Raw genomic sequence first — 24,803 nt, forward strand, 5'->3', positions numbered from 1 at the left:
GCATCCGTTCGTCTGCTCACCCGGGAAGGAGACCGCCGTGCGCGCCAAACTGCTCATCCTCGCCTCGGCCATCGGCATGCTGGGCTGGGGCGCCGTGCTGCCCTACCAGTACGCCTACGCCGCCGACACCCGCGGCTGGGGCGCGTTCGTCGCCGCCGCGGCCTCCTCCCTGTTCTCCGTGGGTGCGCTCGTGGCGGCGCCGCTCGCGGGGCGCCTCGCCGACCGGTTCAACCCCGTGCACGTCGCCGTCGTGGCACAGCTCATCGGAGCGGCGGGCGTCGCCGCTCTCGTCTTCGTCGACCACCCTGCGGCGTTCCTCGGCGGCATGCTCGTCTTCGGGCTCGGCCTCTCGGCCGCGGTGCCCGCGAAGCAGGTCCTCGCGCTGCAGTGGTCCTCCTCGGACGACCGCCGCCGCGTCTTCGCGTACAAGTTCACCGGCGAATCGCTCGGCATGGCCGCCGGCGCCTTCCTCGCCGGGCAGATCGTCGATCTCGACCGGCCCGACGGACTCGACATCGGCTTCGCCATGGCCGCGGCCGGCTTCGTCCTCTCCTCAGGCCTCATCGCCCTCGCCGGACGCGGCGCGGTCGCCCACCCCGAGTTCCCGACGTCCACCTCGTCGCTGCCCGCCGTCGGAGACGCCCGGCCCGACGCGCGCACCGGGGTGCTCCGGGCGATCGCGACGACGCCGGCGCTCCGCTGGACGGCGGTCGTCACGGTCGCCCTCGCGCTCGGGTTCTACGCCCAGTTCGAGTCCGGCCTGCCCGCGTACGGCATCACCGTGCTGGGCGTCGACCCGTCCGCGATCGGCATCGCGGCCGCCGTCAACTGCATCGTCATCGTGGCCCTGCAGGTCGTGATGGTGCGCCTCACGGCCAAGCGGAGCGCGCCCGCCCTGCTCATGGCCGTCGGCGGCATCTGGGTGCTGTCCTGGCTCGTGCTCTCCGCCGCGCAGTTCGCCCCGGGAGTGGCATCCGCCCTGTTCGTCATGACGTACGGCATCTTCGCCGTCGGCGAGACGATCTACAGCCCGGTGCTGAACCCGCTCACCGCGTCGCTCGCGCCCAGGGGCATGGTCGGCCAGACCCTCGGTACGATCTCAGCCCTGCAGACCTCGTTCTCGGCCGCCGGCCCCCTCATCGCGGGGGTGCTGCTCGGCGCCGGCCTCGCCGACGCGTTCCTCGGCATGCACCTCGTGGTGAGCGCGATCGCGGTGTTCGCCGCCTGGCGGGTGCACCGCGCGCTCGCCGCGACGAGCCCGGACGGCGACGGCGACGCCATCGGGCGCCGTCGGTCGGCGGATCACGCGCGACGCACGCCCACCAGGCGAGGCCCGCTCGCCGCGACCGGGCGTCCGGCTGAGGCGGATTCGGGATCGGCCGCGACCCGGAGTCCGGCGTAGATCCGTGGCGCGCCGTCGAGCACGATCTCGGCGGTGCGCCCGGCGACCGGGAGCGAACGACGGCGTCCGATCGCATCGATCTCGACGAGCGAGTCGCCGACGGTGGTCACGGCCAGCGGAACCTTGGTCGGCCAGGGGTCGACCCAGACCTCGGGGGCGGGGAAGGAGTCGGTGCCCGTCTCGTGCTCGGCGTTCAGCACGTAGCCGTCCGCCCGGCTCCACAGCACGACCAGATCCCCGTCGGCACGCCGGAAGTGCAGGCCCTTGAGGTCGGCCTGGCCGAGGTCGAGCCATCCGCCGAACTCCGCCTCGTCGAGCAGGCGAGCCGCGTTCGCGTAGGCGAGCAGCGACGGCTTCGCGCTGAGATCGCGGTTCATGAGCCCGAAGTGGTACTCGACGTTGTCGGGGTTCGCGACCTGGGGCATCCCGAGCACGCTGTCGTGGAACTGGTACCAGAGCACGCCGCGGATGCCCTCCGCCTTCGCGAGCGCGAGCGTGAGGAAGACATTCTCGGCGGCGTGCCGGTAGGTGTCGTTCCACCATGCGTTCGGACGGGTGCAGGCATAGGCCTCGGTGAGCCAGATCTCCTTCTCGCCGTACTGCTGCATGAGCGCCTTCAGCTTCTTCAGGCCGCCGAAGAAGTTCCAGTACCCGCCGTTCGCCGACGCGTCGTCGTCGTCCTCGGGGTCGTAGTCGGGCGTGAAGTTGCCGCGACCGGGGTGGAACGCGAACGCGTCGATGAGGTCCCACCCGCCGGCGGCGTGGAACGCCTTCACCCACGGCTCGTCCATGCCCGCGAGGCCGTTGTTCATGATCTTCATCGTCGAGCCGATCGCCGCCGCGCGATCGACCACGGGCCGCAGCGCGAGATCGACGTACGCCTGCGCCGCGACCCCCGTGTTGAAGGGGCGGTTCAGCTCGTTGCCGACCTCGAAGTACTCGGCGCCCGCCGCGATCGCCACGTCGAGGTTCGCCGCGGCCCAGGCCGCCGCTTCCGCGGAGGTCGCGGTCAGCGACGGCTGCAGCTCGATGTTGTGCGACATCCCTCTCGCGTCGAACGCCGAGGGCGGCAGGCCGGGGCCGCCCTCGTACGAGATGCGCACTCGGCTGACGCCCGCCCGCTGCCAGAGGTCGAGGAGCGCGTCGGCCGAGGGGCGCAGCAGCCAGGGGTAGTTCGCGATGCCGAACATGCTCGCGGCCGACGGCCCGGCCGCCGGCTCGGCAGGCATCACCGCGAGGTTCGTCCGCGCGAAGGCCTCGTCCGCGCCGGCGCGGACGGTCACCTCCGTGACGTAGACGCCCTCGGCGGGCGGCGCGAACGTGAAGGTCGGCGCCGCGGTGGTGCGGGCGCCGACGTCGACGAGGCGCGTCTCGTCGGCGAGCACGTCGCCGTCGTACCCGCGGACCCACCAGTGCACCTCGACCTGCTTCGCGGTCTCCGCACCGTTCGCGACGAGGGCGGTCAGCGTGATGGGCGCGTCGTTCGGCGCCAGCAGGTTGAAGTCGCGGTCGGTCCAGAGCTCGATGCCGAGCGCGTCGCCGAGCCCGATCGAGGCCGTCGCCGAGGGGCGCGTGGCGGTGAAGAAGAAGTCGGCGGTGCTGAGGTATCCCCCGCCGTCGGCGGGGACGCCGGGGGAGTGGATCCAGGTGGCGCTGGTCCAGGCCTGGCGCGAGCGTTCGAGCAGGAACATGCCGTGCTGCGCGCCCCAGGTGGAGGTGTGCGCCACGCCGACCATCTCCTCGAACGGGATGCCGCCGCCGGCATCGCGCGTCCACCTCGTCACCGCGACGTAGCCGTCGGGCTCGGTGGCGCCGGCGATCGCGCGGCTGAAGAGGAAGCCGTCGGGGATGAGGGTGGAGGCGCCGTCGACGTGCCACTCGAGGTGCACGTGTTTCGTGGAGACCGTGATGGTGCCGACGACGGTCGTCGGCCCGGCTGCGGCGCCGAAGACGTACTCCATGCGGATGGCCGGCTGCCCGTCGGCCGTGGTGACGAGGCTCGGCGTCCCGCCGGTGGAGACGTGGATGCCGCTCACGGAGTCCTTCACCTGGAACCGCGAGCCCTGCGATCGGGTGACGCCGGCGCCGTCGCGGATCGCGATGCGTCCGCCGACGCTCGCGAGCACGCTGATCCCGGATGCGGACAGGGTCACGTCTCCCGCGGCCGCCGAGGCGGTGACAGGTGAGCGCTCCGCGAGGACCACGACGCCGGCGGCGAGGCCCGCGCCCAGGAATCCACGGCGGCTGAGCCCGCGCGGGCTCTTCGGTGTCGACGACATCGTCGCTCCTCCTCCGCGTGTCGACGGTGACACGCTGCTAATACCTATTATCAACGGGGTCTTGACCATGCTCGGCCGAGCGGAGGCGACTTGTCAAGAGGAGTTGCGCATTTTGATGATGCGTATTAGCGTCACTGCTCGACGTTCCGCCAATAGGCATTATCAGTTCAGGAGTTCAGATGGCATCGAAGCCTCGTCGGATCACCCAGCGGGAGATCGCCCGCATCGCCGGGGTGAGCCAGACCACCGTGTCGATGGTGCTCAACGATCGCGACGGCTCCAACGTGCGCATCCCCGAGGAGACCCGCGCCCGGGTGAAGGCCGCCATCGAGGCATCCACCTACGTCGCCGATCCGGCGGCCCGCCGGCTCGCCGGCCTCGACAACCAGATCGTCGGCGTCTTCACCTACGAGGCGGCGCTCTCCCCCGAGAGCATGGACTTCTACGGCCCCCTGCTGAACGGCATCGAACGGGCGGCGGAACGGATCGGCTGCGACCTGCTGTTCTTCACCAGCTCCCCCGTCGAAGACGGCCGGCGGAGCCTGTTCCACCGCAAGACCCGGCTGCGCCTCGCCGACGGCTGCATCCTGCTCGGTCAGCAGATGGATGCCGCAGAACTCGAGCGCCTCGTCGACGAGCGCTTCCCGTTCGTCGCCGTCGGCCGCCGCGACGAGACCGAGGCGCGCGTGCCCTATGTCGGGCTCGACTACGTCACCCCGACCCTCGCCCTCGTCGACCGGGCCCGCGAGCTCGGCCACGAACGTGCCGTCTACCTGCGTCGCGACCGGACCAGCCCGACCGCCCGCGACCGCCTCGGCGCCGTCGAGACCGCCGACGCCGAGGCGCGGCTGGCCTTCGCGATCACCGGCGAGGGCGACCTCGACGGGCTCGCCGAGCTCGTCCGTTCGCACGCTGCGACCATCGTCTTCGCCGAGGACGTCTTCCTCGCCGAGGACGCGATCCACGCGCTCACCACGGCCGGCGCAGCCGTGCCGGGCGAGGTCTCCATCGCCGCCCTCGCCGAGGTCCGGGGTCACCGCACGGGTGAGCGGGCGCTCACGGGCTTCCGCGTCCCGCGCGAGCGCGTCGCCGCCGCCGCGCTCGAACTGCTCCAGCAGCTGATCACCGCGCCCGCCGACGAGTGGGACGAGCTCGACCTGCAGCGCGTGCTCCAGGCCGAGGTCGAAGCCGGCGAGACCCTCGTCGAACGAGCTGCGCGGTGAGGGCGCTCGAGGCCGATGTCGCCGTCATCGGCGGCGGGCTCGGCGGCGTCGCCGCGGCCCTCGCCGCGCTCGAGCGGGGCCTCCGGGTCGTGCTCACGGAGGAGCACGCGTGGCTCGGCGGCCAGCTCACCTCCCAGGCCGTGCCGCCCGACGAGCACATCTGGGTCGAGCAGTTCGGCGTCACCGCGAGATACCGCGCGCTTCGCGAGGGCATCCGCGACTACTACCGGCGCCACTACCCGCTCACCGAGGCGGCCCGCGCGGACCGCGCGCTGAACCCCGGCCGGGGCCGGGTGAGCCGGCTCTGCCACGAGCCGCGGGTGGCCGAGGCCGTGATCGGCGCGAGGCTCGCGCCGTTCGAGGCGAGCGGGCGGCTCGTCGTCGTCCGGGGCGCCGCGCCCGTCGACGCCGTCATGGACGGCGATGTCGTCCGCGAGGTCGTCGTCGCCCACCGCGACGGCGAACGCGTCACGATCCGTGCCCCGTTCGTCCTCGACGCGACCGAGACGGGCGACCTCCTGCCCCTCACCGGCACCGACTACGTCGTCGGCAGCGAGTCACGCTCCAAGACGGGCGAGCCGAGCGCCCCCGAGGTCGCGGACCCGGCCAATGTGCAGTCGATCGCCTGGTGCTTCGCCTTCGACCACGTCGACGGCGACCACACCATCGACCGACCCGACGACTACGACCACTGGCGTGCCCTCGAGCCATCGTTCTGGGGCGCGCCGATGCTCTCGTTCGTCGCCCCCAACCCCCGCACGCTCCGGCCCGAGGCGCGCACGCTCGAGGTCAACCCCGACGTCGAGCGGAACGGCGACCCGCGCATCGACGCGGGCGACCAGGACCTCTGGACGTTCCGCCGGATCGCGGCCAGGCAGACCTTCCGCGAGGGCTTCTACGACAGCGACATCGTGCTCGCCAACTGGCCCCAGCTCGACTACCTCGGCGGCTCCATCATCGACACCGACGACCGCGAGCGGCACCTCGCCGCGGCCAAGGCGCAGTCGCGGGCGTACTTCTACTGGCTGCAGACCGAGGCGCCCCGGCCCGACGGCGGAACCGGCTGGCCCGGTCTGCGGCTGCGAGGCGACGTCACCGGCACCGAGGACGGATTCGCACAGGCCCCGTACATCCGCGAGTCGCGCCGCATCCGCGCCCGTCGCACGATCGTCGAACAGGACGTCTCGGTCGCCGTCCGCGGACATGCCGGGCCCGCGACCTTCCCCGACTCCGTCGGAGTCGGCATGTACCGCATCGACCTGCACCCCTCCACCGGCGGCGACAACTACATCGACGTCGAGTGCGCGCCCTTCGAGATCCCGCTCGGCGCGCTCGTGCCCGTGCGGACGAAGAACCTCCTCCCCGCCGCCAAGAACATCGGCACCACCCACATCACCAACGGCGCCTACCGCCTGCACCCCGTGGAGTGGAACGTCGGCGAGGCGGCGGGGGAGCTCGCGGCGTTCTGCCTCGAGCACCTGATCCATCCGGGCGACGTCGTCTCGGATCCGGAACTGATCGAGCAGTTCCAGCACCGGCTCACCGCAGCGGGAGTCGAAATCCACTGGCCCGAGATCCTCGGCTACTAGGGAAGAGAACACACATGATCACAGCAACGAAGCTGGGCGGCGCGCTCGCGCTCGCCACGGCCGTCGGCCTCGCGGTCACCGGCTGCCAGAGCGGCCCGAGCGAGGCGCCGCCGACCACCGCCGCTCCCGGCAGCGTCGACCTGCGGATGACCGTCTGGACCTCGAACGAGGACCAGCTGGCGCTGTTCGACTCGATCGCCGAGTCGTACCGGGCCGACCACCCCGAGATCGGCACCATCACCTTCGAGAGCCTGCCGTTCGCCGACTACAACACGACGCTCACGACCCAGATCGCGGGCGGCAACGCACCCGACCTCGCCTGGATGGGCGACCTCTCGAAGGACCTCATCGCGTCCGACGCGCTCGTCCCGCTCACCGAGACCCTCGAAGCCACCGAGGGCTGGGAGTACGACGACCTGCTCGAGAGCGTCACGGCCGAGTTCTCGGTCGACGGCGAGCTGTACGCCTACCCGTTCTCGAACTCGCCGTTCGCGCTGTACCTCAACACCGACCTGCTCGCCCAGGCGGGGCAGACCCTCGACGACGACCCCACGTGGGAGGAGGTCTCGGCCGTCGGCGCGGCGGTCAACCAGGCGACCGGCAAGGGCGGGTTCGTCATCCGCGACTTCAACTACTCCTCGTGGAACACGCTCGGCACGGTCTGGCCCGGCTGGGGCGCCGCCGCGTGGAACGCCGACGGCACGAAGTGCACGATGGACAGCCCGGAGATGGTCGACGCGTTCCAGTTCGTGCACGACGCGATCTACGTCGACGGGTCGATGCCCGGCCCCGGGACCACCGCCGACTTCTTCGCCGGCGACTCGGCCTTCACCGTCGCCCAGGTCTCCCGAGCCTCGCTCCTCGACGGCTCCTTCGCCTACGACGTGATCCCCCTGCCCGCCGGGCCCGAGGGCGACTACTCGGTCATCGGCCAGGCCGGTGTCGGCGTGCTCTCCTCGAGCCCGCACGTGCAGGAGGCCACCGACTTCCTCGCCTACCTCACCAACCCCGAGAACGCGGCGCTGCTCGCCCAGTACTTCCCGCCGCCCCGCGAGTCGCTGCTCACCGGCGAGAAGCTGGCGGAGAACAACCCCAAGCTGACCGCCGAGCAGCTGCAGACCGTGGTCGTCGACCAGATCCCCGACGCGATCACGCTGCCGAACCACACCAACCCCGCCGAGATCGCACAGACCGGCAAGACGGCGCTCGACGCGATGTGGACGCCCGACGCCGACGTGGAAGCCGTCCTCGGCTCGATGTGCGACGCGATCCAGCCTCTGCTGGCGAAGTGACCGCGACGCAGGTGAACCCGACGACCCGGGAGGCGGCCGACACGCCGCCCCCCGGGCCGCCGGCCGTGCGCGGCATCCGTCGCCCGTTCTGGACCACCCGGAGGCGCGACGCGCTCACCGGCTACCTCTTCGTCGCGCCCCAGCTCCTCGGCGTCGGCGTGTTCGTGCTCGTGCCCGTCGTCCTCGCCGTCTGGTACAGCCTGAACGAGTGGAACATCTTCCGCGGCGAGCTGACCTTCGTCGGCGGCGCGAACTATGCCGCGCTCCTGAACGACCCGCAGCTTCCCTCGGTGCTCGCGGCGACCGCCTGGTTCTCCATCGGCGTGGTCGTGCTGAACATCTCGCTCGGGCTCGCGCTCGCGGTGATGCTGAACCGGCGCTTCCGCGGCGTGACCGTCTTCCGGACGCTGTTCTTCTCGCCCGTGGTCGTCTCCGTGGTCGCGTGGACGCTGGTCTGGGGCTTCCTCCTGCAGGACAACGGCGGGATCAACGCCGCGCTCGAGACGATCGGCCTCGATGGCACCAACTGGCTGCTCCAGGGCGACACGGCGATGATCTCGGTCATCGTCACCCAGGTCATCCGCAGCGTCGGCGTGAACATGGTGCTCTTCCTCGCCGCGCTCCAGGGGGTGCCCGGCGAGCTCTACGAGGCGGCCCGCATCGACGGCGCCCGCAACAGCACGATCTTCCTGCGGATCACGCTCCCGCTCATCTCCCCGACGCTGCTGCTCACGGCGATCCTCACCATCGTGGGCGCGCTGCAGTCGTTCGCGCAGATCGCGGTGCTCACCGAGGGCGGCCCCGGCCTCGCGACGACCGTGCTCGTCTACTACGTGTTCCAGCAGGCGTTCGAGTTCAACGACATCGGCTACGGCTCGACGCTCGCGCTGATGCTGCTGACGTTCGTCATGCTGCTCACCCTGCTGCAGTGGCAGCTCCGACGGAAGTGGGTCTTCTATGAGGACTGAGCTGCTCAGGCGCGCTGCGCTCGTCGTCGCGCTCGCCGTGCTCGCCATCCCGTTCGTCATCCCGACGGTGTGGATGATCGCGTCGTCGTTCAAACCGCTGTCGGAGATCTTCCAGTCGCCGCCGACGCTCTTCACCGGCTCGCCGACGCTCGACGCCTACGTCGAGGCCTTCACGTTCCAGCCGTTCGCGCAGCAGTACGTCAACAGCGTGTACATCGCCGTCGTCGTGACGCTGATCACGCTGGTCGTCTCGAGTCTGGCCGGGTACGCCTTCGCCCGGGTGCGCTTCCCGGGCGCGAACGCGCTCTTCCTCGTCGTCCTCGTCGGACTGCTGGTGCCGAGCGAGGTGACGATCGTGCCGCTGTTCCAGATGTTCAAGCAGGCGGGACTCGTGAACACCCACTGGCCGCTCATCCTCGTGACCGCGCTCGCCGGCCCCTGCGTGCTCGCGACGTTCATCATGCGCCAGTTCTTCATCGCCCTGCCCGGCGAGCTCGAGGAGGCGGCCCGGCTCGACGGACTCGGCCGTCCCGCCATCTGGATGCGGATCGCCCTGCCCCTCGCGAAGCCCGCACTGTCGGCGGTCGCGATCCTCACCTTCCTCGCCTCGTGGAACCTCTACCTCGAGCCGACCGTGTACCTCACCTCGCCCGAGCTGTTCACGCTGCCGCAGGCCCTCACCCGCTACACCGACGCGTACGGCGGCGAGATGTGGAACACCCAGCTCGCCGCGGCGACGATGACGGTCGTGCCGATGCTCGTGGTGTTCGTCATCGCCCAACGGCAGTTCGTCGAAGGGCTCGCCCATTCGGGGCTGAAGGGATGAGCGCCGACGAGTGGTGGCGCACCGCGGTCGTCTACGAGGTGTACCCGCGCAGCTTCCGCGACGGCGACGGAGACGGCGTCGGCGACCTCGAGGGGGTCAGGCAGGGGCTGCCGTACCTGTCGTGGCTCGGCGTCGATGCGATCTGGTTCACCCCGTGGTACCGGTCGCCGATGGTTGACGGCGGCTACGACGTCGAGGACTACCGTGCGATCGACCCGACGTTCGGCACGCTCGAGGACGCGGAGCGGCTCATCGCCGAGGCCGCGCAGCTCGGCATCCGCACCATCATCGACCTCGTCCCGAACCACGTCTCGTCGGCGCATCCCTGGTTCCAGGCGGCGCTCGCATCGGAGCCCGGGTCGGATGCCCGGCGGCGGTTCTGGTTCCACCCGGGACGCGGGCCGGAGGGCGCCGACCCGCCCACGAGGTGGAAGAACAACTTCGGCGGGCCGTCCTGGTCGCGGACGACGCTGGCCGACGGGCGGCCGGGCGAGTGGTACCTCCACCTCTTCGCCCCGGAGCAGCCCGACCTCGACTGGCGCCACCCCGACGTGGCGCGCGAGCACGAGGTGCTGCTGCGGTTCTGGTTCGACCGCGGGGTGGCCGGCGTCCGCATCGACTCGGCCGCGCACATCATGAAGGACCCCGAGCTGCCGGAGGACGACGGCAGCCATGCCCCCGGGCGCCACCCCAACCTCGATCGCGACGAGGTCCACCCCGTGTACCGGCGGTGGCGGGAGATCGCCGACGAGTACGACCCTCCTCGGGTGCTCGTGGGCGAGGTCTGGATCCCGGACCGGCAGCGGTTCGCCAGGTACCTCGACCCCGACGAGCTGCACACCGCGTTCAACTTCGACCTCATGACCCGGCCGTGGGATACCGCGTCTTACCGCGACTCGATCTCCCTCATGCTCGAGGCGCACGCACCGACCGGGGCGCCCTGCACCTGGGTGCTCTCCAATCACGACGTCACGCGCCCCGTCACCCGCTTCGGGCGCGAGCACAGCGGCTTCTCATTCGAGGAGAAGGCGTGGAACGTGCCGACCGACCTCGCACTCGGCCGCCGGCGGGCGGAGGCCGCGGCCCTGCTCGTCGGTGCCCTGCCCGGGTCGCTCTACATCTATCAGGGCGACGAGCTCGGGCTGCCGGAGGTCGAGGACCTCGACCTCGCGGAGATCCAGGACCCCATGTACTTCCGCACCGGCGGGGCGAACCCCGGCCGCGACGGGTGCCGCGTCCCGCTTCCCTGGCGCGGCCAGGAGCCGCCCTTCGGCTTCTCACCGGACGGCGTGCGCACCTGGCTGAGCCAGCCCGCGGCCTGGGCGACGCTCACGGTGGCGGCGCAGGTCGAGCGCGAGCAGTCGACGCTGAACCTGTACCGGTGGATGCTCCGCCACCGAGCCGACCTGCCCGCCGACGGGTTCGCGTGGATCGACACGGGCGCAGCCGACGTGCTGGCGTTCCGTCGCGGCGACACCGTGTGCGTCACGAACTTCGGCTCGGCCGACCAAGACTTGCCCGACGGGCTGTACGTCTACCTCGCGAGCGCTCCGTCGCGGCGCGGCGTGATCGCGGCGAACTCGACGGTGTGGGCTACTCCCCGACGATGACGAGCTCGTCGAGGGGCTTGCGCACCCGCGGGGCGACCTCGCGCTCGCGCAGGCCGTCGGGGAGCGATTCGACATGGCCGAGCACCCCGATGGCGGTGACGGAGACGACCTCGAGCGAGTCGTCGAGCTCGAACGCGTCGTGCAGTCGCTGGGCGTCGAATCCGCCCATCTGGTGGGTGTGCAGGCCCTCGTGCTGCGCCTGCACGGTGAGGTGCGCGACGGCCTGGCCGAGGTCGTAGCGGGCCCATGGGCGGGGCCGGCCCTCGGGGTCGACGGTCTCGGCGAGGTTCACGACCAGCACGGCGGCCGAGTCGGCCCAGGCCTGGTTGAAGCCCAGCAGCCCGTCGTGGATCTTGGCGAACGCGTCGGTGCCGCGCCGGGCGACGATGAACCGCCACGGCTGCACGTTGTTGGCGGAGGGAGCCCAGCGGGCGGCTTCGAACACCGTGCGGAGCGTCTCGGTCGGGACGACGGCGGTGGGGTCGTAGGCGCGGGGGCTCCAGCGCTCGACGAGGGCGGAGATGAGCGGGGCCTCGGTGTCGGCGGTCCGGTCGGTCAGTTCGGTGACGAGCGTCATGGTGGTGCAGCTTTCTCGGATGAGTTCCAGGGTGCCGGGGCCCCATCGTCCCGATTCATTCAAACGCATCGAGCCTGAGGGTATTCCGCGCGAGCCCTTCCCCCCGAACAGGGGGTATGCCAGAGTGGCCGCACCGATCCACAGAGGGAAAGGACACTTGATGCCACGGATGAGATCCATCGCGGCAGCGTCGGCGATCGCACTCGCGATCACGGCGCTGGCGGCCTCCCCGGCCACCGCCACCACCGCCACCGAGGAGGACGCGAGCGGCACGCGCGAATACGTCGTGCTGTTCGCCGAGGGAGCCTCCGCCGACGAGACCCGCGCCGCCGTCGAAGCCGCCGGCGGCACCATCGTCAGCGAGAACAGCGAAGTCGGCGTCGCCACCGTCGTGACCACCGAGGCGGGCTTCGCCGACGCGGCCGCCGCGCAGGCGGTCATCGAGGGCACCGCGCAGAACCGCGTGATCGCGGATGTGCCGGACGCCGCGCGCACGGGCAACGGCGAAGCCCGGAAGACCGACGCGGTCGAGCAGGAGACCCGGCAGTCGGCCGGCGCCCCCGCTGCGACCCAGCGCGGGCAGGGCCACGGCAACGGCAACGGCAACGGCAACGGCCACGGGCGCGGCAACCTCACCGCCGAGCCGCTCGCCGACCTGCAGTGGGACATGCAGCAGATCGGCGCCACCGTCGACGGCTCGTACAAGTGGGAGCAGGGCTCGAAGAAGGTGCGCGTGGGCATCCTCGACACCGGCGTCGACGGCACGCACCCCGACATCGCGCCGAACTTCGACGCCGAGCTCAGCCGCAACTTCACGGTCGACATCCCCTACGACGCCAACGGCGAGCCCGTCGACGGTGCGTGCGAGGAGGACCCCGACGGCTCCTGCGAGGACCCCGCCGACGTCGATGAGAACGGGCACGGCACGCACGTGGCATCCACCATCGGCTCGCCGATCAACGGCATCGGCATCGCCGGCGTCGCGCCGAACGTCGACCTGGTGAACCTCCGTGCCGGTCAGGACTCCGGGTACTTCTTCCTGCAGCCGTCGGTCGACGCGCTGACCTACGCGGGCAAGAACGGCATCGACGTGGTCAACATGAGCTACTACGTCGACCCGTGGCTGTTCAACTGTACGAGCCACCCGGCCGACTCGCCCGCCGACCAGCAGGAGCAGCAGACGATCATCCAGGCGATGCAGCGGGCGCTCGACTACGCGCGCAACCGCGGCGTCACGCTGGTCGCGGCCGCCGGGAACGAGGCATCCGACTACACGAAGGTGCTCACCGACGGCGGCAGCCCCGACTTCGCCGACGTGCCGGGCGAGGTGGCGTACACGCGCGACCTGCTCGACCCCGAGTCGTGCGTGTCGATGCCGTCCGAGGCGGAGGGCGTCGTCTCGGTCTCGAGCACCGGTATCTCCGAGCGGAAGGCGTACTACTCCAACTACGGCAACGGCTACATCGATGTCGCGGCGCCCGGTGGCGACGTCTACGACACCGCGGACGACACCCGCGACGTCACCAAGGGCATCCTCGCCGCGTACCCCGCGGCACTGGCCGAGGCCGAGGGCGCGATCGACGAGAACGGCGAGGTCGTGGTCGACTGGGCGGTGAAGAGCTGCGACGAGTCCGGCGAGACCTGCGCGTACTACCAGTACCTGCAGGGCACCTCGATGGCGTCGCCGCACGCGGCCGGCGTCGCCGCGCTCATCGTGAGCAAGTACGGTCTGCCCGACCTGCTGCGCGGCGGCAAGTACCTGCCCGCGCAGGTGGTCGAGGCGAAGCTCGCCCACAGCGCCGTCGACACGGCGTGCCCGGTTCCCGCCGAGTTCACCTACACCCGACACCTGCCGAATGGCACGACGGCGACCGCCACGCACGTCTGCGAGGGCGGCGCGACGGACAACGGGTTCTACGGCGAGGGCATCATCAGCGCGACCCGCGCGATCGGCCGCTGACGCGGCCAGGTGGGCGGATGCCGCGACTCGGCGGCATCCGCCCACCGTCGTGTCCGGACGGGCCCGTGACGCTCAGGCGCCCCGGCGGTCCCAGCCCGGCATGTTGTCGTCGAGCCACCGGCGGTGGTGGCTCCGCATGGGCAGGCCGTCGCGGCGACGCGCCCGGTCGATCCACTCCCTGAGCACGCGGTCGGCGTGCGCCCGCGCCTCCGGCGCCAGTCCGACGCCCGGCCACGGGGCGGCCGCCCGCGTCCGCGACCCGGGCGGGCGGATCCGCCCGGACCATCCCGGCAGGTGCGCGTCCAGCCACGCGATCCGGTTCGGCTGCAGCTCGCCGCGACGGCGGGCCGTCCGCTGGGCGTCGAGCCACGTGCCGAGCGCCCGGGCCCGCGGGCTGGTCGACCGCGGAGACGGCAGGCGACCCGCGGCGGACGTGAACCGTTCGACCTCGATGGCCTGGGCGAGCCAGGCGGCGAGGCGGCTGTCGCGCCACTCGGGCACGTGCTCGTCGAGCCACGCGCAGCGGTCGGCGGCGAGGCGCCCGGTGCGCTGCGCGGCCCGCTGGTTCGCGAGCCACACACCGAGCTCGCGTTCGAGCTCGGACGTGCCCGCGGCGCGGGTCGGCAGGCGCCCGTGCTCGGCGCGGAAGTCGAGCAGGCGCTCGGCGGTGGCCCGCCACGTCGCGAGGTGGTGGTCGTGCCAGCCCGGCAGATGGCGCGAGAGCCAGGTGCGCCGGCTCTCGGGCAGCAGGCCCGCGGCCTCGAGGGAACGCTGCCGGCCGAGCCAGACCGCGAGCGTGCGGGCACCCGGCTCGGGGCTGCGCACCGTGGGCGGGTGGCCGTGCCGGATGATGAACGCGGCGGCGGCGCGGGCGCGCGAGCGCCAGGCGTCCTCCTCAGTGCTGGCCCAGCCGGGAAGCAGGCGGTCGAGGTCGGCGCGGCGGTTCGGCAGGAGCCGGCCGGCTCGGGCTGCGCTGCGCTGTCCCGCGAGCCACACGGCGAGCCGGCGTTCGCCCTCGGCCGCGGCGGCCGAGCGCGCCGGGAGCCGGCCGTGGGCCTGCAGGAACGCCGCGGTCTCCTCGAGCCGGTCGCGCCACCGCTCCTCGGCCGGGCCGCTCGGGTCCAGCCAGCCCGGGACCCGCTCGTCGAGGGCCGCGTGCGACGCCTGCGACAACGTGCCGCGCGCCGCTGCGGCGCGCTGGGCTGCGAGCCAGCGGGCGAGCCGCTGCTCGCCGGGACCGCCGTCGCGCGCCGGCAGGCGGCCCCAGCTGCGCGCGAAGCCGGCGACGGCGTCGGCCAGCTCCATCCACGCCGCGAGGCGGGCGTCGGCCCAGCCCGGGATGGCCTGCTCGAGCCACGCCGACTGCTCGGCCTCGAGCCGGCCGGCCGCCGCCGCAGCCCGCTGATCGCGCAGCCAGCGGGCGAGCCGTCGCTCGGACGCATCGCCGCTCGAGCGCGGCAGTCGGCGCTGCTCGGTCCGGAAGCGGGCGAGCGACTCGGCGACGAGGTACCAGGACTCGGCGGACGGCGAGCGCCAGTACGGCAGGTTCAGATCGAGCCAGGTCCGCCGGTCGTCCGACAGGCGGCCGGCGTCGTGCGCGCGGCGCTGCGTGCGCAGCCACGTGCCGAGCCGGCGCACCTCGACATCGGCCGAGGTGGACGAGGGGTACGCGCCGTGCTCGGCCACGTACAGCCCCACGCGGACGGCGGCTGCGCGCCACGCGTGGTCGGCCGGCCGGCGCCAGCTCGGCACCTCCGCGTCGAGCCACTCGGCGCGGGCTCGCGGCAGGCGGCCGCGGTGCGCGGCCTCCCGCTGGTACTTCACCCAGCGCGCGAGCCGGCGTTCCTCGGCGTCGGCTCCGGCGCCCGTGCCGGGCAGCCGGCCGTGCTCGCGGGCGAAGGCGGCGAACGCGTCGGCGCGGGCGAACCAGTCGGCCTCGGTCTCGACGGCGTACAGGCCGGCCCCCCAGGCGCCGGCGCCCTCGGGCACCCGCCACTCAGCATTCGCCACGCGCGTCACCGCGCCGACCTCCTCCACCGAGCCTGCACCGGTCATTCCGTCCCCCATCGGTCGCCTCGCCGCAACCCGTCGCGGCCGCCGGCCGCGACTTGGGCGGAGATCCGCCCCCCGACGGATCTCCGCACGACCGCCGGCAACCCCCCGGAGAAGAGGCGATTCCCCGCTTGCGCGACAGCTGTCGTGATTCTCACAGCGTTGATTCAGGAAGCACAACAGGCCCGAGAAGGGGGGTGACGGATCCGCATCGCGTTCCGCGCGCGACGGGGCCGACTTCCGCGGAATCACGCGGATCGCCGGGGGATGCCGGGTGGATGTCATCGCATCAAAACACCCCCGAAAGGGGGGTCGTCCCGATCGCGGCGTGTCGCCGTGGCGGGGCGTCGGACGGCCCTCGAGCGGTCGGCCCCGGCTCGCTCCGCCGCGTCGCCCGGAGACCCGCCGGGCATCGCGCGAACGCTCGATCAGTCGTGCCAGACGTCCGGCCAGGCGAGCGCGAGACGCCAGCTCAGCTCGCTCTCCGGCCAGCGCCGGACGAACGCGGCGACGCGCCGGTGGTCGCCCGCAGCCATCCACGGCTCCTCGAGCCGGGCCGGCCCGCCGCGGCGCCGCGCGAGCCGCCCCGACGCCTCCGCCCGCGAGCGCAGCTCGAGCCGTTCGAGCACCTCGGCAGGCGACGCGGCCTCCACGCCATGCTCGAACCAGCGGGAACGCTCGGGCTGCGAGGCATCCTCGATCGCCGGGCCGTCGACCCGGTGCAGCCGTGGCCCCGTCGCCGACTCCTCGTAGTGGCGCCGCTCGCCGGTGCCGAGCACCCGCAGGCGCTGGTAGCCGCCGCAGGCGTGCCGCTCCGGGCGGCCGCGCCCGTCGAGCAGGCGGGTCTCCTCCACACCGCCCGACGTGACCCACTGCTCCGCCCGGACCCGGCCGTCGGCGTCGAGCCATCGGAGGCAGCCGGCCGCATCCTGACCGTCGAAGACGAGCGGCACCGTCGGATCGTGCTCGGGCGACGGGATGCGGCGGCCGAACAGCCACGCCTCGCGGACGCTCAGGCGCTCGACCGCCCATCCGCGGGCACGATGGCGTTCGCCGCGGCGCCAGTACGAGACGCCGTCCGGATGCCGGTGTCGTTCGGTCCAGCCCTCGACGGGATGCGGACGGAGGGGGGTGGTCGGGTTCACGGGCGGGGGCTCCTCGGGTGGGCGCCGTCGGGGGAGGACGGACGCAGGGCGACCGGCGATCGGGCGGCCGCGCGCGGGGGTTCGCGGGCGGCCGGCCGAAGGCGCCGGGGGGTGCGTGATCGGGTGTTCGGGGGCGGGGCCGGTGCGTCCCCCGTTCGGCGGACCGAGCGGGGCGCACTCACACCATGCGCGGACACGTTCCGGCGCTTACCACCGGGCCGTCGACGACCGATGGTGAACACCGGCGGGACGAGCCCGCCGCACGAGCGCGGAAGGAGCCGGGATGGGCCTGCACGAGCTGTCCGCCGTCCTGTGGCGCGAACGCGAGCTGCTCGACGTGCTGCTCTACAAGCTCGACGTCGAACGGCTGCTCCTCGCGACCGACCGGCACCGGTGGCTCGGACGAGCGGCGCACGAGATCGCCTACGTCACCGACCGGCTGAAGGAGGTCGGCCTGGCGCGGGCGGTGGAGTCCGGCGAGGCTGCCGAGGAGCTCGGCGTCGGTGCCGACGCCACGCTCCGGGAACTCGCCGAGGCCACCGAGGATCCCGTATGGCGGGACATCCTCGAAGCCCACCTCGCGGCGCTCCGCGACGTGACCGCCGAGATCGCGGCCCTCCGCGACGCCAACGAGCTGCTGCTGCGCCGCACCGCGACGACCGCGCCGCCCGGTGGCCGGCCGGCCGGCCACGACACCTACGACGCATCCGGCCGGACCCGCGTCGCCCACGCCGCCACGCTCGTCGACGAGGAGACCTGACCATGAGCACCTTCGCCGGACTCACCACGAGCTACACCGGCCTCTCCGCCGCCCGGGCGGCCATCGAGCTCGCCGGCCAGAACATCACCAACGTGCACACGCCGGGCTACACCCGGCAGCGGGTCGACCTGTCGGCCAACCCCGCGCTCGGCACCGTCGGCGTGCTCGCGCTGCCCCGGAGTGGCGCGGGCCAGGGGGTCACCGTCACGGGGATCAGCCGGCTCGCCGACGACCTGCTCACCGCGTCGGTGCGCACCGCGTCGGCGGCCGCCGGCTACCACGCGAGCCGCTCGGACCTGCTCGCCCAGCTCGAGGACGGACTGCACGAGCCCGGCGCGAACGGGCTCTCGGCGCAGCTGCAGGAGTTCTGGGCGTCCTGGCAGGACCTGGGCAACGCCGCGGGCGACGGGGCCGCCGCCGCCGTCGTCATCGAGGAGGCCACCGCTCTCGCCTCCCGCATCGGCGAGGGCTACCGTGCCGTCGCCGACCAGTGGAAGGCGGCACGCGCCGATGCCGCCGCGATGGTCGAGGACGTGAACCAGGCCGCCGCGCGCGTGGCCGAGCTGAACGACGTCATCCGCCGCACCTCGCTCGGCGGCGGCTCGGTCAACGAGCTCCTCGACGAGCGCGACCGGGTCGCGGGCGACCTCGCCGCGCTCGCCGGCGGCGTGGTGCACGACCGCGGCGACGGCACGGTCGACGTCCTCGTGGCGGGCAACCCCGTCGTCGCGGGAACCGTCGCTCACCGTGTCGCCCTCGCCGGGCCGACGACCCCCGGCGGCGGTCCGGTGCAGCTCGAGTGGGAGCGCCGACCCGGTACGCCGATCGCCCTCGACGGCGGAGCGCTCGCCGGCACCGTCTCGATGCTCGCGCCCGCCTCCGGCGGATCGGGCGGCCCGCTCGCCGAGGCGCTCGCCTCGTACGACGCGTTCGCCACGACCCTCGCCGCGCAGGTCAACGCCGTGCACCGCCAAGGCGTCACCACGACCGGCGCGACCGGGCTCGACTTCTTCGCCACCGACCCCGCGCTGCCGCCCGCCCTCGGCCTGCGGGTGGTGCCGACGGGCGCCGACGGCATCGCCGCCGCCGCCCCGGGCGCCGGAGCCCTCGACGGCTCCAACGCCGACCGCATCGCCCAGCTCGCGAAGGGCGCCGGGTCGCCCGACGCCGTCTGGTCGGCGTTCGTCGCCCGCGTCGGCGTCACCGCCGGCGCCGAGCACGACCGCGCCGCGGTCACCGAACTGGGCCGGGCGAGCGCCCTCGCCCGGCAGCTGTCGACCTCGTCGGTCGACCTCGACGAGGAGAACCTCAACCTCGTCGCCGCCCAGACCGCGTACCAGGGAGCGGCACGGGTGTTCACCGCGATCGACGAGATGCTCGACGTCCTCGTCAACCGCACCGGCCTGGTCGGGAGGTAGGAGCCCATGATCCAGCGAGTCACCAGCACCACGATGATGCAGGCGTCGATGCGCAACCTGCAGTCGGCCACCGCCCAGCTGGCGCGCGCGCAGGAGCGCGCCTCCGGGTTCCAGGCGATCACGCGGCCCTCCGACGATCCGGCAGCCACCGCCGCCGCGATCGGCGTGCGCGGAGCGCAGCGGGCGAACGCCCAGTACGCCCGCAACATCCAGGATGGGAACGGCTGGTTGAGCACGATCGATTCCGCCCTCGACAGCACCACCAAGCTGCTGCAGCGGGCGCGCGACCTCACCCTGCAGGGCGCGAACGACGGCGCGATGTCGCCCACGCAGAAGGAGGCGATCGCGGCCGAGATCGAGTCGATCCGCGACCTGCTGCTCGCCCAGTCGAACACGAGCTACCTCGGCCGCTCGGTCTTCGCGGGCACCTCCGACGCCGGGCACGCGTTCGCCGCCGACTACTCCTTCACCGGCGGGCTCGGATCGGTCGAGCGCCGCATCGACGACGGCACCACGGTCCGCGTCGACGTCGACGGGTCGGAGGTGTTCGGCACGGGCGCCGCGTCGGCGTTCGCGACGCTCGACCGCATCGCGGCCGACCTCCGCGGCGGCGGCGACGTCCGCGCCAACCTCGCCGCCCTCGACGGCCACCGGGAGGCCGTGCTCCGCGTCCACGCGGGCGTCGGCGCCCGGCACGGCACCGTGCTCGCCGCCGTCGACCGCAACCTCGGCGACAAGATCGGGCTCGAGGCCGCCCGGTCGAGCCTCGAGGACCTCGACGTGGCCGAGGTCGCCATCGAGCTGTCGATGCGCGAGGTCGGGCACCAGGCGGCGCTCGCCGCGACGGCCCGCGCGGTGCGGCCGACGCTCATGGACTACCTGGCATGACCCGCCTCGACTTCCTGGCGCCGCCGTACGGGTTCACCTCGACGGCGTTCGAGCTCGTCGCGGTCGGCGGCTCCGACGGGCTCGCCGCCCTCCGCGAGGCGGCGGGCAGTGCGCGGCTGTTCGTGCTCGAGGCGGCCCGGCACCTGCCGTCGTACCGCCCCGAGCTGCCCGCGATCGACGTCGAGGAGCTCGGCGGCCGGGAAGGCCTCGCGCTCTACCTCGTGGTGAACCCGTCGGGCGAGGCGATCACGGTGAACCTCGCCGCCCCGATCCTGGTCGCCGCCGACGGGCGAGCGCGCCAGGTCATCCTCGACCGCGGCGGCTGGCCGATGCGGATGCCCCTCGCCGAGGTGCTCGCGGCCGCGTAGCCGGCCGGACGGGTCAGTTCCCGGGTCTCGCGAGCAAGCGCGCGAGCGCGGCGGCCGCCTCGGGCGAGGCATCCACGGCGGCCTCGCGATTGGCGGAGGCGACGTCGACGACGATCTCCTCGCGCTGGATGCGGCGATCCCGCGGGGCGTGGATGCCGAGGCGCACCGAGTTGTCGCCCCGCACCTCCAGCACCGTGACGACGATGTCGTCGCCGATGAGCACGCGTTCGTTCGACTTCCGTGTCAGTACCAGCATCCCTGCATCTCCTCCCGGCCGCAGACTCCCCGGCGGCCGTCACCCAGGTCATGCGCGGCGCGGCACCGGCTCTACCCAGCCGACGCGGAGTCCGAGCCCGCCGACCCACGACGGATCGCGGGTGAGCCCGACGCCGACGACGCCGATCGCGTGGAGGCCGACCTGCTGCGCGAGTCGTCGCAACCACTGCGCCGAGTCATCGGCCGTCCGGCCGGCATCGACCGCCGCCCACACCTCGTCGGGCCGGAGCTCCGCGAGCCAGCCGAAGTCGTCGTCGAGGGCCGCGGCCGAGCCGGTGACGAGCACCGCCCGGTCGGACTCGACGGCCGCCATCCGCGCCTCCAGTGCGCGACGCCGCGCGGCGGCCGGGTCGCCGCCGACGGGTGAGCGGCGAGACGCGGCACCGGATGCCTCGTCCACGACGTCTCCCGAGGCGCCGGCCCCGCCCGGGCCGTCGAGGCGCAGGTAGCGCCGCTGGGCGGTCGCGGTGAGCCCGCGGACGAGCCGCTCGGCGTCGTCGCCGAGTCCGACCACGGCCACGAGGTCGCCCGCGGCGGGGGCGAGCGCGATGAGGCCCGCGGCATCCGCCGGAGGGACGCCCGCGCCCGCGCGCGAGGGGGAGGCGGGCAGGGGGATGGCGGACGGCGCGGGCGGCGGGACATCCCCCAGCGCGTGCTGCAGACGCGCGAGCAGGTCGCCGAAGTCGTCGCCCGCCGACGCGCCGGTCTGCCCGCCCGCCGCCGGGCCGGCATGCGCGGCCGCCGACGCTCCGGGCGACCCGGACGCTCCGGCAGGTCCGCGTCCATCGCCCTGGTCGGCCTCTGCGAGGAGCGAGAGGATGCCGCCGCGATCGAGCCGCTCGGGCGCCACGCCGCCGGCGGGGGCCGCGTCGTCGGGGACCACGACGGTCGCCTCGATCTCCTCGCTCGCGAGGAAACGGCCGACGCCGCGGCGGGTCACCCGGGTCGCCTCGACGATGCGCGCCTCGGGCCCGAAACCGAGCAGCACCTCCTCGCGCAGCTGCTCGAGGGTCTTCGCCCTACGCCGGAAGCTCGGCATCGGCTCGGATCACCCCCACCGTCTCGATCGCGGCTCCGCCGGCCGTGGCCTGCTGGTACGAGAGCACGGGCGTGCCCGGCAGCTGCGCCTCGACGAGCCGGTGGATCGCGGGCCGCAGCGCCGGCGCGCACACCAGCACGGCGCGTCCGCCGTCGGCGTCGCCCGCGGCGACCTGCCGGCGGATGCCGCCGAGCACCTGCTCGATGGCGTCGGGCGGCAGCAGGATCTGGCTGCCCTGCTCGCTCGGCCGGAGCCCCTCGAGCATGCGCTGCTCGAGCAGCGGGTCGATCATGAGCACGCGCAGCGACCCGCCCTCGGCGTAGGCGGCCGGGATCACCGCGCCGAGCGCGTCGCGGGCGGCCTCGACGAGCTGCTCGGGGTCGGTGGTGGTCTTCGCCTTGAGCGATACCGCCTCGAAGATGCGCCCGAGGTCGTTGATCGGCACGCGTTCGGCGAGGAGCCCCTGCAGCACTCGCTGCACCTCGGCGAGCGAGAGGGGTGAGGGGGTGAGCTCGTCGACGGCGGCGGGGTTCTCCGCCCGGACCCCCTCCGTGAGCACGCGCACGTCCTCGCGGGAGAGCAGGCGCGCGGCGTGCTCCGTGACGAGGCTGGAGAGGTGCGTGACGATCACCGACACGCGGTCGACGACGGTCGCACCCGCGAGCTCGGCGGTGCGTCGGGCCTCGACGGGGATCCACTTGCCCGGCAGGCCCCACACCGGCTCGACGGTCGCGTCGCCCGGCAGCGCCTCCAGGCCGTCGCCGAGCGCGAGCGCTCGGCCGGGCGGGGCGGTGCCGCGCCCCGCCTCGACGCCCGCGACGCGGATCGAGTACGTCGAGGGCGGCAGCTCCACGCTGTCGCGGGTCCGCACCGGCGGGATCACGAAGCCGAGCTCGAGCGCGATCTTCCGCCGGAGACCCTTCACGCGGGCCAGGAGGTCGTCGGCGGACCCGTTCACGAGGTCGACGAGGTCGGGCGCGAGGCCGATCTCGAGGGCGTGCACGCGGGCCTGTCCGAGCAGGTCCTCTGGGGTCTCGGCCTTCGGGGCGGAGGCATCCAGCTCCTCCATCCGCACGGCCCGCTCGGCCTCGCGCTCGCGCGTCCGCACACGCTGCGCGAGCACGAGCAGCGCCGCCGCGGCGATGAGGAACGGGATGATCGGCATGCCGGGGATGAGCCCCATGAGCCCCGCCGCGGCCGCGGCGATGAGCAGCGCCGTGCGCGACTGGGTGAGCTGGGCGGAGGCGTTGCCGCCCATGTCGGCGTCGGTGTTCGACCGGGTGACGACCATGCCGGTCGAGACCGCCATCAGCAGCGCCGGGATCTGCGTGACCAGGCCGTCGCCGATGGTGAGCAGCGTGTACGTGTCGAGCGCGTCGCCGATGTCCATGCCGCGCTGCAGCATCCCCATCGCGATGCCGCCGACGATGTTGATCAGGATGATGACGATGCCCGCGATCGCGTCGCCCTTCACGAACTTCGACGCGCCGTCCATCGCGCCGTAGAAGTCCGCCTCCGCGGAGACCTCCGCGCGGCGGCGCCTCGCCTCCGACTCGGTGATGAGTCCGGCGTTCAGGTCGGCGTCGATCGCCATCTGCTTGCCGGGCATCGCGTCGAGCGTGAAGCGCGCCCCGACCTCGGCGACGCGCTCGGCGCCCTTCGTCACGACGACGAACTGGATGACGACGAGGATGAGGAACACGACCGCGCCGATGACGATCGAACCGCCCACGGCGACGTGCCCGAAGGCCTGGATCACCTGCCCCGCGTAGCCTTCGCCCAGCACGAGCCGGGTCGACGCGACGTTCAGGCCCAGACGGAACAGCGTCGCCACGAGCAGCAGCGATGGGAAGACCGAGAAGTCCAGCGGCTTCTTCACGAACATCGTCGTCAGCAGGATCACGAGGGCGAACAGGATGTTCACCACGATCAGCCCGTCGAGCAGCCACGCCGGCACGGGCACGATGAGCAGCAGCAGGATGCCCACCACGCCGAGCGGGACGGCGATCATCGAGACGTTCCGGTTCATGGGCGACCTCCGGTGGGTTGCATGGTGGAGAGCGAGTGGATGCCGCGGAGCGCGGCGCGTCCGCGCCGCCTCAGCACCGCGACGAAGGCGAGCAGCACGGCGACCGCCTGGTACAGGTCGACGGGGATCTCGTGGCCGACCGCGCAGCCGGCGTGGAGGGCGCGGGCGAGCGGGATGTCGCGCACCATCGGCACGCCCGTGCGCTCGGCCTCCTCGCGGATGCGGGTCGCGACGTGGCCTTTGCCCTTCGCGACGAGCCGGGGCGCGCTCTTGCCCGGCTCGTAGCGGAGGGCGACGGCGACATGGGTCGGGTTCACCACGACGACGTCGGCGTCGGCGATGGCGGCGATCATCCGATTCCGGCTCATCGCGAGCTGCCTGGCCCGGCGCTGGGACTTGATCAGCGGGTCGCCGTCGGTGTGCTTGTGCTCGTCCTGCAGCTCGCGCTTGGTCATCATCGTGTGCTTGCGGTTGCGGCGGGCGACGACGAGGACGTCGGCCGCGGCGAGCCCGAGCCCGGCCGCGACGGCGGCGAGCACGAGCCAGGTCGTGCCGTCGGCGGCGGCCTGGAGCACGGCGTTCAGCGGCAGGCCGCCCGCACCGAGCAGCACGGGCATGAGACCCTGCACGACGAGGAGCAGCACGCCCGCGACGACGGCGGACTTCACGAGCGCCTTCACGCCCTGCCAGACGGCCTGCATGCCGAATATGCGCTTCAGCCCGCCGACCGGCTCGAGGTGCTCGAACCGCACGAACTTCTTCCGCAGGTGCACGCCGCCCTGCAGGGCGGCCGCGGCGAGGACCGCGCCCGCGACGACGGCGAGCATCCAGCCGACGCTCGGCAGCACCGACGCGAAGCCGACGTCGAGCGCGTGCACCGCCGCGAGCGGGTCGGGGTCGGCGGCGGCATCCGCGACGGCGGCGAACTGGGCGACGGCGGCGTCGGTGGCGGCGCTGATGGTCGCTGGGATCATCAGGGCGGCCGCGCCGATGCCGACCCACGCCGTGAGGTCCTGCGAGCGCTGCAGCTTGCCCTGCTCGTAGACCTCGCGCAGCCGCTTCTCGGTCGCGCGTTCGGTGCGTTCGCCGCTGTCGGACATGC

Annotated in this window: 20 protein-coding genes; 12 read left to right on the top strand and 8 right to left on the bottom strand. The window is 73.2% G+C overall.

What is annotated here, in order from left to right:
- The first annotated feature begins 37 nt into the window (after nucleotides 1-37).
- Nucleotides 38-1,402, top strand: coding sequence for an MFS transporter (locus tag ABIQ69_RS00930; RefSeq protein WP_350348520.1), 1,365 nt, complete (start codon nucleotides 38-40; stop codon nucleotides 1,400-1,402).
- On the opposite strand, the gene ABIQ69_RS00935 is transcribed toward ABIQ69_RS00930, so the two are convergent.
- Nucleotides 1,303-3,681 (bottom strand): hypothetical protein, encoded by a 2,379-nt coding sequence (locus ABIQ69_RS00935; RefSeq protein ID WP_350348521.1) that lies wholly within the window; start codon nucleotides 3,679-3,681, stop codon nucleotides 1,303-1,305. The genes ABIQ69_RS00930 and ABIQ69_RS00935 overlap by 100 nt on opposite strands.
- 179 nt (nucleotides 3,682-3,860) lie before the next feature.
- Between ABIQ69_RS00935 and ABIQ69_RS00940 the strand changes: the two genes are divergently transcribed.
- The 6 genes from ABIQ69_RS00940 to ABIQ69_RS00965 are packed head-to-tail and all read left to right on the top strand — an operon-like array spanning nucleotide 3,861 to nucleotide 11,189.
- Entirely contained in the window at nucleotides 3,861-4,904 is a 1,044-nt protein-coding gene (locus tag ABIQ69_RS00940; protein ID WP_350348522.1) for a LacI family DNA-binding transcriptional regulator, read from the top strand.
- Nucleotides 4,901-6,493 carry an FAD-dependent oxidoreductase gene (locus ABIQ69_RS00945; RefSeq protein WP_350348523.1) on the top strand — a complete coding sequence of 531 codons (1,593 nt, stop codon included), beginning with the start codon at nucleotides 4,901-4,903 and terminating at the stop codon, nucleotides 6,491-6,493. The genes ABIQ69_RS00940 and ABIQ69_RS00945 overlap by 4 nt, the downstream gene beginning before the upstream one ends.
- Nucleotides 6,494-6,507: 14 nt before the next feature.
- Entirely contained in the window at nucleotides 6,508-7,785 is a 1,278-nt protein-coding gene (locus ABIQ69_RS00950; protein WP_350348524.1) for a sugar ABC transporter substrate-binding protein, read from the top strand.
- The gene (locus ABIQ69_RS00955; protein WP_350348525.1) at nucleotides 7,782-8,753 is read left to right on the top strand and encodes a sugar ABC transporter permease; all 972 of its coding nucleotides are present in this window, start codon (nucleotides 7,782-7,784) and stop codon (nucleotides 8,751-8,753) included. Before ABIQ69_RS00950 ends, ABIQ69_RS00955 begins: the two co-directional genes overlap by 4 nt.
- A complete protein-coding gene (locus ABIQ69_RS00960; protein ID WP_350348526.1) occupies nucleotides 8,743-9,579 on the top strand; it encodes a carbohydrate ABC transporter permease in 837 nt (278 codons plus the stop codon). Before ABIQ69_RS00955 ends, ABIQ69_RS00960 begins: the two co-directional genes overlap by 11 nt.
- Complete coding sequence (locus tag ABIQ69_RS00965; RefSeq protein ID WP_350348527.1) at nucleotides 9,576-11,189, top strand: glycoside hydrolase family 13 protein; 1,614 nt, start codon at nucleotides 9,576-9,578, stop codon at nucleotides 11,187-11,189. The genes ABIQ69_RS00960 and ABIQ69_RS00965 overlap by 4 nt, the downstream gene beginning before the upstream one ends.
- On the opposite strand, the gene ABIQ69_RS00970 is transcribed toward ABIQ69_RS00965, so the two are convergent.
- Nucleotides 11,173-11,766 (bottom strand): nitroreductase family protein, encoded by a 594-nt coding sequence (locus tag ABIQ69_RS00970; protein WP_350348528.1) that lies wholly within the window; start codon nucleotides 11,764-11,766, stop codon nucleotides 11,173-11,175. The genes ABIQ69_RS00965 and ABIQ69_RS00970 overlap by 17 nt on opposite strands.
- A 169-nt stretch (nucleotides 11,767-11,935) precedes the next feature.
- Here ABIQ69_RS00970 and ABIQ69_RS00975 point away from each other — a divergent pair, with 169 nt between their 5' ends.
- Complete coding sequence (locus ABIQ69_RS00975) at nucleotides 11,936-13,726, top strand: S8 family serine peptidase (protein ID WP_350348529.1); 1,791 nt, start codon at nucleotides 11,936-11,938, stop codon at nucleotides 13,724-13,726.
- A 72-nt stretch (nucleotides 13,727-13,798) separates the two neighbouring features.
- On the opposite strand, the gene ABIQ69_RS00980 is transcribed toward ABIQ69_RS00975, so the two are convergent.
- Nucleotides 13,799-15,781, bottom strand: a complete 1,983-nt coding sequence (locus ABIQ69_RS00980; protein WP_350348530.1) for a helicase associated domain-containing protein — start codon at nucleotides 15,779-15,781, stop codon at nucleotides 13,799-13,801.
- A 425-nt stretch (nucleotides 15,782-16,206) separates the two neighbouring features.
- The gene (locus ABIQ69_RS00985; protein WP_350348531.1) at nucleotides 16,207-16,923 is read right to left on the bottom strand and encodes a hypothetical protein; all 717 of its coding nucleotides are present in this window, start codon (nucleotides 16,921-16,923) and stop codon (nucleotides 16,207-16,209) included.
- A gap of 283 nt (nucleotides 16,924-17,206) precedes the next feature.
- Here ABIQ69_RS00985 and flgN point away from each other — a divergent pair, with 283 nt between their 5' ends.
- The 4 genes from flgN to fliW are packed head-to-tail and all read left to right on the top strand — an operon-like array spanning nucleotide 17,207 to nucleotide 20,357.
- A complete protein-coding gene (gene flgN / locus ABIQ69_RS00990) occupies nucleotides 17,207-17,683 on the top strand; it encodes a flagellar export chaperone FlgN (RefSeq protein WP_350348532.1) in 477 nt (158 codons plus the stop codon).
- A gap of 2 nt (nucleotides 17,684-17,685) precedes the next feature.
- Nucleotides 17,686-19,101 (top strand): flagellar hook-associated protein FlgK, encoded by a 1,416-nt coding sequence (gene flgK, locus ABIQ69_RS00995; protein WP_350348533.1) that lies wholly within the window; start codon nucleotides 17,686-17,688, stop codon nucleotides 19,099-19,101.
- Nucleotides 19,102-19,107: 6 nt separating this feature from the next.
- Nucleotides 19,108-19,989, top strand: a complete 882-nt coding sequence (flgL, locus tag ABIQ69_RS01000; protein WP_350348534.1) for a flagellar hook-associated protein FlgL — start codon at nucleotides 19,108-19,110, stop codon at nucleotides 19,987-19,989.
- On the top strand, nucleotides 19,986-20,357 hold the full coding sequence (gene fliW / locus ABIQ69_RS01005) for a flagellar assembly protein FliW (protein ID WP_350348535.1): 372 nt from the start codon (nucleotides 19,986-19,988) through the stop codon (nucleotides 20,355-20,357). The genes flgL and fliW overlap by 4 nt, the downstream gene beginning before the upstream one ends.
- Before the next feature lie 13 nt (nucleotides 20,358-20,370).
- Here fliW and ABIQ69_RS01010 read toward each other — a convergent pair whose 3' ends face one another.
- The 4 genes from ABIQ69_RS01010 to ABIQ69_RS01025 are packed head-to-tail and all read right to left on the bottom strand — an operon-like array spanning nucleotide 20,371 to nucleotide 24,801.
- Nucleotides 20,371-20,613, bottom strand: coding sequence for a carbon storage regulator (locus ABIQ69_RS01010; protein ID WP_350348536.1), 243 nt, complete (start codon nucleotides 20,611-20,613; stop codon nucleotides 20,371-20,373).
- A gap of 48 nt (nucleotides 20,614-20,661) precedes the next feature.
- Entirely contained in the window at nucleotides 20,662-21,672 is a 1,011-nt protein-coding gene (locus ABIQ69_RS01015) for a hypothetical protein (RefSeq protein WP_350348537.1), read from the bottom strand.
- Nucleotides 21,653-23,701 carry a flagellar biosynthesis protein FlhA gene (flhA, locus tag ABIQ69_RS01020; protein WP_350348538.1) on the bottom strand — a complete coding sequence of 683 codons (2,049 nt, stop codon included), beginning with the start codon at nucleotides 23,699-23,701 and terminating at the stop codon, nucleotides 21,653-21,655. The genes ABIQ69_RS01015 and flhA overlap by 20 nt, the downstream gene beginning before the upstream one ends.
- Entirely contained in the window at nucleotides 23,698-24,801 is a 1,104-nt protein-coding gene (locus tag ABIQ69_RS01025) for an EscU/YscU/HrcU family type III secretion system export apparatus switch protein (RefSeq protein WP_350348539.1), read from the bottom strand. Before ABIQ69_RS01025 ends, flhA begins: the two co-directional genes overlap by 4 nt.
- Nucleotides 24,802-24,803: the final 2 nt, after the last annotated feature.

It is taken from the genome of Agromyces sp. G08B096 (assembly GCF_040267705.1).
GTDB lineage: Bacteria > Actinomycetota > Actinomycetes > Actinomycetales > Microbacteriaceae > Agromyces.